This is a genomic window from Olleya sp. HaHaR_3_96 (assembly GCF_019278545.1).
Taxonomy (GTDB): domain Bacteria; phylum Bacteroidota; class Bacteroidia; order Flavobacteriales; family Flavobacteriaceae; genus Olleya.
Map to the genome: position 1 here is coordinate 3365509 of NZ_CP058987.1, position 13552 is coordinate 3379060.

Sequence of the window (13552 nt, forward strand, 5' to 3'; positions counted from 1 at the left end):
TCTTAAAAATTCATTCATTTTAAGGTAACATACAATTCGCTTATTGACTGTAGTTTTGCTAAAACTTAACCATTAAAACAATCAATTAAAATGAAATTATTTAAACCACGTTTTATTCAAGTATGTATTCTAAGTCTTGCTTTTGGCTTTTTAGGATGTGAAGGCGAAGATGGACTTGACGGAACAAATGGAACAAACGCTACTGACGGGCTTGACGGACAAGATTATACACCACCAGAAGGCTTATTTACTAACAAATCAGCATTAGAACCTTTAGTAAACATTAGTAGTAACTTTAGTAATGTTAATGCTTACTCTTTAATTAGTTCTACAGATTTTCTTCCAAACGGATTCCGTTTAGTTGGTGCACAAGATGGTGCTGGTTTACTAAAAGACGGTAACGAATATATTTATATCGTTAATGCAGAAGATGATTACAGCGTTTCTAGAATTAGATTTGACGAAAACATGACGCCTATTAAAGGAGAGTGGTTATTAAACGCGGGTGTTGCAGACTTTGCAAGACAATGTTCTGGTACCATGTGGGAAGCCGCTGTACATGGAGGTACTCAAGATATCTTTTTATCTGCTTCAGAAAGTATTGCTTACGATGTTAAAGCAATCGATCCTTGGATAGAAACACCGACACCTACTGCCGATTTTGGTTTAGATGCTTTGGGTGAATTCTCATGGGAAAATGCAGTACCATTACCTCAAAATTCTTTTGCTGGTAAAACAGTTATTATTGGTGGAGACGACGATTCTAGTGGATCTGAAGGTCAAGTCATCATGTACTTATCAGAAAATGGTGATGCAGATTTAACTAATGGTAAAATATATGTGTTGCGTTTAAAAGAAATTTCTGATGGCGCTAATGGTGTACAACCTGTCACTACAAATACTGTTTACAACGAAAGTAGTTTAGATTTTGGAGCGACTTACGATGTTGAATTTGTCGAAATTGAAAATGGGTCATCCATGACTAAAACAGAAATGGAAACAGCTTGTACTGGCGTATTTGCCTCTCAATTTATGCGTGTTGAAGATGTTGATTATCAAAAAGGAAGTGATGACAATGGAAGAAACGTCTATTTTGCTGTAACTGGAAGAGGTCCTGGAGCAGGAACTTATAACGATTGGGGAACCGTTTACAAATTAAACTTAGACCCAACTAACCCACTACAAGGTCAATTAACACAAGTTATTAGTGGTAATACGGACACTAATAATCAAGACGGAAACCTATCTAGCTTGCAAAGTCCTGATAACATTTGTGTAACAGAAAATTATGTTTATATCCAAGAAGACCCAAACTCGTTTTCTAGAGGACATGCCGCTAGAATCTACCAAACAGATTTAGACGGAAATAATCCAACTGCCGTTTTAGATTTAAAAATCGAAAGTAATTTAGAGCCTAACGGAAGTTCTGAATTATCTGGAGAATTTGGAGCTTTAATTGATATTTCTGACAAAGTGGGTGTGCCAGACACTTTTATCCTAAACTTACAACCACACTACTGGAAAAGCGACGAATTTATTTCTACAAACTTACCACACAACCAAGGTGGGCAAATCGTTTTATTACAAGGATTACCTAGATAAGACTTCGTCTTTTATTATTAATAATGAATCTCCGTTTTATAATGGAGATTCATTTTGTTTATTACAATCTTAACATGAAATCATACCATTCGTTTATAATTATTCTTACCTTATTATTAAGTCTTTCTGCTTGTAAAACTGATAAAACCGAAACCATAGACGCCATCCATTGGGACGTTGCTCAAAATTATTATATCGATAATTTAGATATCGCTTCTCAGTATTTAGATAGTTTAAAAATCGAAGGACTTACAGGTAAAAATACCAAGCATTATTTTATACTAGCGCGCGAAGCTTTTAAAAAAGCAGAACCGTTTGCCTCCTATTTAAATCCTGAAGTTGGCCATAGAGCCAATGGTCCTGCATTACCCGTTTACAAAGAAGATACTGGTAAAATACTAAAACCAATAGGTCTCCAAAAAATAGAAGAAAGTATCTATGAGCAAGAAACCTCCATCATCGATTTCGAACAAGAAATTTACGTTACCAAAGGACTCTTTTCAATATTAAAAGGAAACATGGAAAAAAGAATGCTCACACCGCAGCGTTTTTTTATTGCAACGCATCAACAGTTATTACGCATTGTAAGTTTGGGTATTTCTGGTTTTGACACACCTGTTAGCCATTTAGGACTTTCGGAAAGCGCAGTGTCTCTAAATAGCTTAAAAACTATTTATAACAATACTATTCGGCCTCTGGTTGTTAAAAAAGATTCAACTTTAGATAACGACTTTAAAAACAATATAGCTAAAGCCATTCTATATATAAAAAATAACACCAATTTTGATACGTTTGATCGGTTTACATTCACTAGAAATTATCTAAATCCAATCACTCGTAATTGGGTTGCAATCCGTAAAACTGCCAATATTTGGGAACCTACAAACACAGAACCTTTTAATTTTGAGGCACCTACTTTTTTTGAAAGCAATAGCTTCAACTTAAACTATTTTACACCTACTACCAATAGAAATCCTAGTGATAAACAAATTGCTTTAGGCGAAAAATTATTTTTTGACACACAACTTTCTGCTAATAACAGTATGGCTTGTGTCACCTGCCATAGTCCTGCTTTAGGTTATGCTGACGCTATGATTCTTAACTTAGATAATAATGGTAACAAATTACAACGTAATACGCCAACCTTAATAAATAGCGCCTTTCAGAAAAGCTTTTTTTGGGATGGGCGATCAGAAACTATGATTGAGCAAATCTCATCTGTATTTTTAAATGACAAGGAGTTTAATACTAATGTTCACACATTTTCTGAAGCAATTTTACAAGACACAACTTATGTGAAATTATTCAAAGAAGCGTATGGACAAGTGCCAAAAAACAATGCTAATGTTATCAAAGCGTTATCCTCTTACATTTCTACATTAAACGGTTTTGATTCTAAATTTGATAGAAACATCAGAGGAGAAATCGATACTTACACAGAAGAAGAAACACTAGGTTATAACCTGTTTATGGGAAAAGCATTATGCGCCACATGCCATTTTATGCCATTAACAAACGGAACAGTCCCGCCTTTTTATAACGACACTGAAAAAGAAGTCATTGGTGTTCCAAAAACTGCCGATAATAAAGAGAATGATACTGATTTAGGGTTTTACTTTAAATATAAAGAAGACTTACATAAAGGCATGTTTAAAACACCAACGTTAAGAAATATCGACATTACCGGCCCCTATATGCATAACGGTGTTTATCAAACTTTAGAAGAAGTTCTTAATTTTTACAACCTTGGCGGTGGCGGAGGTTTAGGTTTCGATTTAGAACACCAAACCCTTCCTTTTGATAATTTAGACCTTACAGAAACCGAGCAACAAGCCATTATCGCCTACATGAAAACACTAACAGATAATCCCGGAGTGTATTAAAACATATATTACCTTCACTTTATTGAAAAACAAATCATCTCATAAATAACCTCTTTTAAATAAAATCAAAATACGTTTGGCTTATTAAATTATATTATTTTATATAACTTAGTACTATGAAAAACACCATTGCCGAACGTATTTTAGATTTCCTTAAAGGCTTCCCTCCTTTTAATGCTTTAAACCATGAGCAATTATTTGCTATTGCGTCAGAAGTCAAAGTGTTATACCTGGAAAAAGACACGTTTCTGTTTAAACAGAACGAAGATTTACACGACTCCTTTTACGTGGTAAAAGATGGTGCAATTGGTGTTTTTAGGGGAGATAAATTGGTAGACGAATGTGATGAAGGTGATATTTTTGGGCTAAGAGCACTTATCCGTAAAGATCATTATTTGTTAGATGCAAAAGCCATTGAAGAGAGTATTGTATACAGTATATCTTCAAAATTATTGGAGGATATTATAATTAATAATAAAAAGGCCAATCAGTTTATAATTGCAAGTTTTGCAACTAATACCCGTAATCCGTATAGTAATGAGGACAAAGGGACTTTATTTGCCAATGTTGCCATTTTAAAACCAGAAGCCTCTACTTTTACAGAAGTGCAATCGGTTAACTACTCTAAAAACCCCATCGTTTGTGGTATTAATACAAGTATAAAAGAGGCCTCATTAATTATGAGCCAAAATAAAGTAGGTTCCATAATTATTACAGAAAACAAACTACCAATTGGAATTATAACGGATAAAGATCTGCGTAATAAAGTCGCTACGGGTTTACATCCCATCTCAGAACAAGTGGAAACTATAATGTCTAAACCAGTGATGACGTTTCCTGAAAATATATCTGTTGCAGAAGCACAAATTGCAATGCTAACAAACGATATTTCTCACTTATGTATTACTACGGATGGCACATCAAACTCGGACCTTATTGGCATCTTATCAGAACATGATATAATTGTTATCCACGGTAACAATCCTTCCGTTTTAATTAAAGAAATTAAACGTGCGACCTCTGCAGAATCCTTAAAATACATTAGAGAAAAGGCGCAAGACTTACTTAAAGGCTATCTTAAACAAAGTATGCCAATTAGTTTTGTTTCAAAGATTATATCTGCTATTAATGACGCCATTACCAAACGTGTTATTCATTTGTCTATTGCAGAGTTTGATAAAGCACCGCCTGTATCTTTTGCATGGTTAGCGATTGGTAGTCAAGGTCGAAAAGAGCAACTATTATTTACAGATCAAGACAATGCGTTGGTGTATGAAGATATTATTGAAGAAAGTAAAACCAAAGCCTATTTTTTAAAATTAGCCAAATCTGTTAACGATAAATTAGCCATTGTTGGTTTTGAATTATGTCCTGCAAATATGATGGCTAGCAATCCAAAATGGTGCTTATCCGTATCTGATTGGAAATCTCAATTTACCAATTGGATTACACATCCTGACGAAGACAAAATGATGTTATGTAATATCTTTTTTGACTATGATATTGTTTACGGAAACCCTAATTTGGTTAGTCAAATGTCTGACAGTATTTTTCAAGCGATTGATAATTATAGTATTTTCTTGAATTTTATGGGTCGAAATGTTTTAAAAAACCCGCCACCTTTAAGTTTCTTCCGAAATTTTCTAGTCGAAGACTCCGGAGAGCATAAAGATCAGTTTGATATTAAACTTCGTGCCATTATGCCGCTTGTAGATGCTGCCCGTGTGTTAATCCTTTCTCATAATGTCAAAGAGTTTAATAGCACCATTGCACGCTATCAAAAACTTGTCGAGCTAGAACCTCAAAACAAAGATTTATACGAGTCTTGTATCTATGCTTTCAGAATTCTTTTACGTTTTAGAACCAAGCAAGGCTTAAAAAACAAAGACTCTGGACGCTACATAGATGTAAAAAACTTAAGTAAATCCAATAAACTAAAACTTAAAGGTTGTTTTAAACCTATCAAAGACATTCAAGAGCTATTAAGTACACGTTACAAACTCTCTCAAATGTTATAATGGGCTGGTTTAAGCGTAAAATACATCCCGAATTTTATAACGCTTACGCGGAAACCTTTAAGTACAATTCCACCCCGTTACAAACTACTCGATTTGTAGTGTTCGACACAGAAACTACTGGATTAAATACAAAAACAGATAAGATACTATCTATTGGCTGCGTTGCAATTACAGACGGAATTATAGATGTCGCAGATAGTTTTGAATGTTATCTTATACAAAGCCAGTTTAATGTCGACACTGTCAAAATACATGGGATTTTAAAAAGCGGAACCATTATCAAGATAGAACAACGTGAGGCTATCATTCAATTTTTGGACTATATAAAAAATGCTGTAATAGTAGCACATCACGCTGCTTTTGATGTGGCAATGATCAACCAAGCATTAAAACAAATGGACTTACCTAAGTTAAAAAACAAGGTTATTGATACAGGGCAACTCTACAAAAAAACAAAATACGTCAAAAATCAAAAACACTATAGCTTAGACACACTATGCAACACATTTAATATTGTCATGCACGATCGTCACACTGCTTCTGGAGATGCGTATTTAACTGCTGTACTGTTTTTAAAACTATCTGCATTGCTCAAAGCTAAAAAAAATAGAGCATTGAAATTACGAGATTTTTTAAATTATTAACGCCTCCCTTCCAATGATAACATCTTCTGGTTATTTTTTACCTCGTTTGATACGTACATAAATCAATTTTGTTCGCCCTTTAGAAGCTTCACGTCTTTCGATTTCAAACGTAGAAATAGACTTTATTAAAGGGGTTAGCTTCTGGAAACCATAATTTCTAGAGTCAAAATTAGGTTGTTTCTTTTGTAATAAACTTCCAACATCACCTAAAAAGGCCCAACCATCATCATCTGACACATCATCTATAGTTGATGTGATAAACTTAATTTCTTTTGCAGTAATGGTATCGTAGTTGTTTTTAGTGCCAGAAGATTTAGTTGTAGTTTCCGAGGTATTCTCTTCTGCAACATTTTTAAGAATTTCGATATAAATAAACTTATCACAAGCCACTATAAAAGGGTTTGGCGTCTTCTTTTCACCAATACCATACACTTTCATGCCTGCTTCACGTAAACGCGTAGCAAGACGCGTAAAATCGCTGTCACTAGAAACCAAGCAGAAGCCATCTACTTTTTCTGAATATAAAATATCCATAGCATCAATAATCATGGCAGAATCCGTAGCATTTTTACCTGTCGTATATCCGTATTGCTGTATTGGTGTAATCGCATTTTCTAACAACAAACTTTTCCATTTGTTCAGGTTTGGCTTGGTCCAATCCCCATAAATACGCTTTATAGTTGGGTTACCATATTTAGCAATTTCTTCCATCATCTCTTTTACATAGGCTGATGGTATATTATCCCCATCAATAAGTACTGCTAATTTTATATCCATAATTTTTAAACGTTTTTTACAAATTTATTTATTGATAACACTAAAGATAAAAGCTTTAAAACAAAAAACCACCCTAAATAGAGTGGTTTTTATTAAACTATAGGTAACTCGTTATTTACGAGCTGCTTTTTTAGCTAATTTGGCAGCTTTTTTCTCTTTTGGTGATAATGCTGCTTCCTTTTTTACGTTCTTTTTTGAATCTTGTGATTTAGCCATGACTTTATTTCTTAAGATTAATTACCTTCAATTTTATTTTATAAATATAGTCTTTTTTTAATAGGCAACACTTTTAGATACGTCTTGGTTTTTACTCTACACGTTGTAAAAGCACGCCTTCAGTCCTATTTTCAATGTTGATAACATCTTTGATTAGCATTTTTAGTTTTACGTTTACAACGTTTTCCTGTTTTTGTTTTACCTATACATTGTAACGCTGTAGTACTTTTTACTGTACTAGTTTGTTTTTTATTTGATATTGCATTCGCTGATGTTGTTCCCTTTCCTGGCTTACAAACGGAACAAGCAGAAAAACCAAGTGCTAAAGCTTTTTCTAAGGTGTATTCCTTTTTAGAATATTTTAAATACCTACAATTAGATTTATGATACTTCTCTCCTGTTTTAGTGGTGTAAACTGTTTGACCTACAGCACTATTTACAAAAGCAAAGGTTAAAACTAGTAATAGGATTTTTAAGAGCTTCATTTTAAACTTGGGTTTATTTTTAATCCTTATTTTTATTTAGTTTTTTTAATCTAGATGCTTCTTTCTTATTAGCTCTCCATTGCCATGGTGAAATAGCATTTAGCTCTTGCCATAAGCCCAACCTATTTTTTTTAGCACTATCCTCTAAACTTTGCAAGAGAGTATCCTTAGAATATTTTACATAATGCCATGCCAATCCGTTTTTAACCAATTGATGATTAAGATTTATAGAATCTCCATAAAACACATTAGCTATTAAACGTCTATATCTATCTTTTTTTAATATTTGAACGGTCACATTTTTATTAAAAATGGCTTCCGAAACAAAACGCTTAGCATTTGTAGAAAAAGGTTGCTTTTTTTCTGGGCAATCTATGTTTGCTAATCTTATTTTTACAGTTGTAGCGTCTTTGGTCAAAAGCTTAAATGTGTCTCCATCCATAATACTTATCACTTTCCCTGTTAGTATTGTTGGTTTTACTTTACTATTCATAGTAAATGAACATAGTAAAATGATAAGCAATAATGAAGATAGCCAGAGTTTAGACATCGGTTATATAATTTGGTTTAACATAATATAATTTTACGAATTACATATTACTAACTCCAAAAATAAACCCTTTAAAAAACAAAACCTTACGGTTTTCCGTAAGGCATGTAAATTGAGTAGAAAAACTAAATGATTTGCTATTATTAATTCTAGAACTCAACTTTAGGTTAAAAAAAATATATTATAATCTTGACATATAAAAACTTAATTCATTTTAAAAACTATTCTCAAAAAAAAGAGGCAACCATTGCTGGCTACCTCTAATTCCCTTTATAATAAACTAGTAACTAATAACATGCAATTTTAAGCAATCCATTACTTTCTATTTTACGGTTTTCCGTAAAAAGAGTGTTTTATTTTAAAATAACCCCAAATCTTTAACTATAGTTACTAAATGTATTGCATTTCTAGCTTTAAATTGGATCCGTAGCTTATTCAGACGTTTTTCTAAGGAACTGACACTATTGGGTAACAAATTTTGAGCTTTTAAGTGTGTTGCAATCTGGCCCTGAGATAATCCAGTAGACAATAATCGGATTAATTCTATATCGTAGTCGTCAATCTCTAAATTGGTTTTTGGGCTCAGTGCCTGTTGCACTTGCGGAGACACATATTGCTCGTTATTATAAACTGTCGTTATGGCCTTATTAAGCTCGATTAAACCACGTCTCCCCTTACATACATAAGCATTAGCTTGATACGTATTAACCAAAGTTCTTACTTTTTGCAAACGATCTTCTACAGAATAAACGATGATTTTTATTTCTGGATAGTCTTTTTTTAAAGCCTTTACCAAATCTTCTCCAGAGTTATAGGTTTGCTCCCTATGATCTGCTACAAACGATAAATCCGTTACTACCAAATCAAAAGGTACCCCATCCAAACTGGCTTTTTTAATTTTTAAATACGCGTCATCACAATATTGTACTTGTTTTATATTAGTAATAGACAAGCTACCTAAAACGGTTAACACCCCCTGATTGATACTTCCTAAGTCATCCGAAATCAAAACTTTTTTAAACATAATTTAAACTATAAAAAAGGCTTTAAACCCTTGGTTAATTTCTGAGTCAAAAGTAATTGTTCCATTAATAGACTGAATACGGTTTTCCACATTTTGTAAACCATTTTGTTTTTTTAACACACTTCCAACACCATTATCTTTATAACTTATTTCTATTTTTTTATTTTTTTGAATGAAGACTAATACTACAATTGTAGCTTCGCTATGTTTTTTCATATTAGTCATTAACTCTTGAAGAACCCTATAAACTGCTGTCTTTTTTATATCTGAAAGTACTTCCCACTCTATTACTGAAAGTCCTTTGGTCATCACATTGACTTGATCACTTTTATAACTTAATAATAAATCTGTAAGTAGATCTTTAAAATCGTGCGCAACATCAATGGCACTATTTTCTTTTGAAATATCTCTAGTTTTGGTATAAATCTGCTCTAAATCATCCAAAACATCTTCTTTTACAATAATATCACCTTGTAGTTTTGTCATAACCTGATAAACATCATTAGCCACTTCGTCATGTACTTTTTTAGAAATACGAGTTTCTGTAGTATAGATTTCTAGTAATTTTTCTTTTTTATGTTTGTTTTTTAATAAAAAGAATAAGGATATACCAATAATAGAAAGGAGCACTACTATAAATTGATACTGTTGTTTTTTAGTTTTCTCTTTTTGAGATTTAAGTTCACTTTTACTGTAATCATATTTCATTGAAGCAAATTTATTTAAGTTAGTTTGCCTCGCTAATTTAATACTATCACTTAGTCTCAAATATGCTTCAAAAACAGAATAATCATTTAAATTCACTCTTAATTTAAACGCATCTTCTCTGTAAGCCGCACTCTTAATAGTATTCGCAATATCGAATGCTTCTAGTGCAAATGCCTTTGCTGTATTGTAATCTTTTTTTTCTTTATAATAATTGGATAAATGGTTGTAGCTAGCATATAAATTATATTTATTATTCAATAACTTCCTAATTTTCAAACCCTCTAACATTAATGGGTAACCTTCCGCTTTGTTTAATTTAAATTTCACAAAACCTAAATTATCTAATACTCTCGCTTTTTCAGTTGAATCATTAACTCTATCAAACAGACTATGCGCTTTTAGAAGCTCTACTTCTGCTTTTTCAAACTGTTTATCCTCTTTTAATACATTAGATATATTATTATAAAGCGTCATACTATCTCTTGCTGTTTCTGCTAAAGCAAAAGACGTTTTATATGTTTCTATAGCTTTTGTGGTATTACGTTGTTCTTTATATAAAATCCCCAAACGATTATATAATATAGCTTTAAGTCTTAAATAATATGAATCTACTTTTTTTTCATTATCAATTAATCCTATAGCCTTCACTACCGAAACCTCACTTTCATAATAAAATCCTACCTTATATTCTATTATAGATATATGTAATAAATCGTAGGCTATTCTTTTAATATTGTTCTTGTTTAATTCTTTTTTTAAATCATTTTGAAAAAACTGATATGCCTTTACTAAATCATCACTAGATTTTACATGTTCTATTATATCAACATAATAAGCTGTGCTATCCTTAGTTTGTTGAGAAAAACTGGTTTTATAAACCATAAAAAAAACAAAAAAGAGGAATGAATATTTAAATAATTTCATTCCTCTAAAATAGCAACTATTTTTTAGTTATTTACCGCCTTGAGTTATTTTCCCTCCTTCTGTTGGTGGTGGTGGCGGAGGTGGTTCTAATTCACCATCCTCGCCACAACAGATCTGGGTGGAATTAATATCTTCAACTATATTCTCTGGTGTACAAGAAAATAATGTCACATTGAGGAAAACCGTAAACATTATAACATATATTTTATTCATTTTGTAGTATTAAAAATTAAACATAAGTGTTGCTGTCCGAGATTTTACTCAGATACTTTTATAGTTTAACAACACATTTAAATAATAAAGAGACGTCTCTCTTTCAGGAAGTTTAGAGCGCAGGAGTAATTAGATATTATTACTTCCCAATTACTAATATCAATTTACTTCGCAACTCTAGTATTGAATTGATCAATGACATAAACCATATTATGATTATGACATAAATTAATTCTGAAGCAAATAAAAGGAACAATTAGAAAACGAATAGGAAACCACTAGGAAGTGTTTAGGAAACTTTTGAGAAAAAAAAATCCTAACTTTTTCCTGATAAAAACAACTAAAAAAAATGCATAAAAAGCTAATTATTTTCGCCTTTGAGAAAGCCAAAAAAGAAGAAATAAAAAAAGGCATAAAGACACCGTCTTTAACCCATCTCGCTAAAAATATTTCATTAATTATAGAAGACTATTCAGGATTGGCTTTTGGAGAAAAAAGCTTGAGAAACTACTACAATTCGGCCATAAAAGAAAATGAAGAAACCAATATCAAGCAACCAAAAGTTATTAATGCTTTATATCAGTATTTAGGATATGAAGATTATTCGGAATTTTATAATCAAAAAGGTGTATTAGAGGCAAATGATATAACTGATAACAGCTTTAAAAAAGAGAGTCAATCTTTTAATTTCAATAGAAAAAAAATAATGAGCTATTCAATTATAGCAATTATAATTGGCTACTTCGGTTATGATACTACAAAAAAAGACTGTATGATTTGGGTCAATAACACCCACTATGAACTTGTTTCATGTGATAAAAAAGAAGACTTGCGGTCTCTATCAAAAGACCAGTATATTTTAGAGAATTTTAGACGTATAAAACCAGATTCTACTTATCCGTTTTTTAAAATTAATGGCGCAGAAAATTTATGGTATGAAAAAAATAATACTGGTGATTTAGACTATTTCACAAGTTATGGAGCCCATCCAATTACAGGAAAAACTTTAAAAAGAATAACACCTTACATGATAAAAACACATATATGGAAGAGGTTTAAGCGATAAGTATAGTAACACAGAATGTTCGTTAATTTATGCCATAAAGACAATACTTTACCATAAAATCAATATCCAATGGTTAATAGTATAACAGTCAATAGATATTAGCTTTCTTTTAAATTAGAAGTATAAAACCTAATCAAAACGATAATATCCACATTTTAAATAGGCACCTTCAGGGAATCCAATAGGATGATCCGTATCATGCTGTGTGTTTTTAATAGTTTTAAAAGTTCTTTTTGTACTAGATAGTGTTGCTATGTTAATATCGTAAAATGCTTGTGCTGTTACACGACTAGAACAAGACGCCAATACTAACAACCCGTTTTTTGCGGTTAATTGCTCTCCTAACTGTGCTAATTGTGCATATTTTTTCTTGGCTAAATCTATTTCGGTTTGCTGCTTCGCAAAACTTGGTGGATCAATAACTACAACATCAAAAACAACTCCTTTTTTTACCAAATGCTTTAAAGCTTTAAAAGCATCGTCCGCAATGGTATGATGTACTCCTGAATACGTATTTAGTTCTCCATTTTGTTTTGCAATTTCTAATGCTTGTGCACTAATATCTAAACTAGTTACCTCTGTAGCTCCATTAGCTAAAGCATGCACGGAGAATCCCCCTGCGTAACTAAAAACATCTAAAACTGTTTTACCATTACTAAACAGACCAACTTGTCTTCTATTATCTCTGTGATCTAAGAAGTAACCTGTTTTATGTCCTTTTATAACATTTGCCGAAAAATTAACGCCATGCTCTACAAACTGAACAACCTCGTTTTCAAGTGTCCCATAAACTACAGCGCCATCCTTTAATTGGTGTGTTTTGGATTGTTGCAAACCACGACTTAATCGGATAACAACTGTTTTACATTTTGAAATACTTATTAAACTTTCTAAAATAGAATGTATGTAGGGTAACCAAATTTCTGAATACAATTTAACCACCAATACATCGGCATAAACATCCGCTATTAACGACGGAAAACCATCATTTTCGCCAAATAATAAGCGATAACTATTAGTATTGGTTTCTAATAACGGTAAGCGCTTTGTGTAAGCAGTTTGAATTTTTTGCTTAAAAAACTCAGCATCAATTACCACAGATGCTGTATCATTATAAATCATTTTCAATTGGATAGGCGAATTGGCATCATATAGCCCGATGCCAATCATGGCATTTCTTCGCTTTCCGAAAATAATAGCTAAATCTCCTGTATTAGCATCATTATTAATCTTAACTATACTATCTGAAAACACCCAAGGATGTCCTTGATGTACATATTGTTCCCCATTAGACGTTAGTTTTACTGCTAATCGTTTTGACTTTAAGTTGGATGGTATTGCTTCAGAAATTATCATGATACAAAATTAGTGTTTTTATTATCATTGTTAGCATCACAAAGCTATCTAGCACAATAAAAATTGTGCTTTTAAAATGTAATAAT

The 13552-nt window shown here is 32.1% G+C and carries 12 protein-coding genes; 5 read left to right on the forward strand and 7 right to left on the reverse strand.

Annotated elements, in window-relative coordinates; translation table 11 throughout:
• Positions 1-90 precede the first annotated feature (90 nt).
• The 4 genes from H0I26_RS14780 (at position 91) to H0I26_RS14795 (ending at position 6147) form a co-directional block, all read left to right on the forward strand.
• Positions 91-1602 (forward strand): hypothetical protein, encoded by a 1512-nt coding sequence (locus H0I26_RS14780; RefSeq protein ID WP_218699768.1) that lies wholly within the window; start codon positions 91-93, stop codon positions 1600-1602.
• 74 nt (positions 1603-1676) lie between these two features.
• Complete coding sequence (locus H0I26_RS14785) at positions 1677-3485, forward strand: cytochrome-c peroxidase (protein WP_218699769.1); 1809 nt, start codon at positions 1677-1679, stop codon at positions 3483-3485.
• Between the two features lie 116 nt (positions 3486-3601).
• Positions 3602-5503: a DUF294 nucleotidyltransferase-like domain-containing protein gene (locus H0I26_RS14790; RefSeq protein ID WP_218699770.1), complete on the forward strand. Its 1902-nt coding sequence runs from the start codon at positions 3602-3604 to the stop codon at positions 5501-5503.
• Positions 5503-6147 carry a PolC-type DNA polymerase III gene (locus H0I26_RS14795; protein ID WP_218699771.1) on the forward strand — a complete coding sequence of 215 codons (645 nt, stop codon included), beginning with the start codon at positions 5503-5505 and terminating at the stop codon, positions 6145-6147. Before H0I26_RS14790 ends, H0I26_RS14795 begins: the two co-directional genes overlap by 1 nt.
• A gap of 30 nt (positions 6148-6177) precedes the next feature.
• Here H0I26_RS14795 and H0I26_RS14800 read toward each other — a convergent pair whose 3' ends face one another.
• The 6 genes from H0I26_RS14800 to H0I26_RS14825 form a co-directional block, all read right to left on the reverse strand.
• Entirely contained in the window at positions 6178-6924 is a 747-nt protein-coding gene (locus H0I26_RS14800) for an NYN domain-containing protein (protein WP_218699772.1), read from the reverse strand.
• A gap of 347 nt (positions 6925-7271) precedes the next feature.
• Positions 7272-7625, reverse strand: coding sequence for a hypothetical protein (locus tag H0I26_RS14805; RefSeq protein ID WP_218699773.1), 354 nt, complete (start codon positions 7623-7625; stop codon positions 7272-7274).
• A 19-nt stretch (positions 7626-7644) separates the two neighbouring features.
• Positions 7645-8118 carry a thermonuclease family protein gene (locus H0I26_RS14810; RefSeq protein ID WP_218699774.1) on the reverse strand — a complete coding sequence of 158 codons (474 nt, stop codon included), beginning with the start codon at positions 8116-8118 and terminating at the stop codon, positions 7645-7647.
• A 415-nt stretch (positions 8119-8533) separates the two neighbouring features.
• Positions 8534-9199: a response regulator gene (locus tag H0I26_RS14815; RefSeq protein WP_218699775.1), complete on the reverse strand. Its 666-nt coding sequence runs from the start codon at positions 9197-9199 to the stop codon at positions 8534-8536.
• 3 nt (positions 9200-9202) lie between these two features.
• On the reverse strand, positions 9203-10831 hold the full coding sequence (locus H0I26_RS14820) for a tetratricopeptide repeat-containing sensor histidine kinase (RefSeq protein ID WP_218699776.1): 1629 nt from the start codon (positions 10829-10831) through the stop codon (positions 9203-9205).
• Positions 10832-10858: 27 nt separating this feature from the next.
• A complete protein-coding gene (locus H0I26_RS14825; RefSeq protein ID WP_218702124.1) occupies positions 10859-11044 on the reverse strand; it encodes a hypothetical protein in 186 nt (61 codons plus the stop codon).
• 349 nt (positions 11045-11393) lie between these two features.
• On the opposite strand from H0I26_RS14825, the gene H0I26_RS14830 reads away from it, so the two are divergent.
• Entirely contained in the window at positions 11394-12110 is a 717-nt protein-coding gene (locus H0I26_RS14830; RefSeq protein WP_218699777.1) for a hypothetical protein, read from the forward strand.
• A gap of 129 nt (positions 12111-12239) precedes the next feature.
• Here the strand turns inward: H0I26_RS14830 and H0I26_RS14835 are convergent, their stop codons facing one another.
• On the reverse strand, positions 12240-13466 hold the full coding sequence (locus tag H0I26_RS14835; protein WP_218699778.1) for a class I SAM-dependent rRNA methyltransferase: 1227 nt from the start codon (positions 13464-13466) through the stop codon (positions 12240-12242).
• Positions 13467-13552 lie beyond the last annotated feature (86 nt).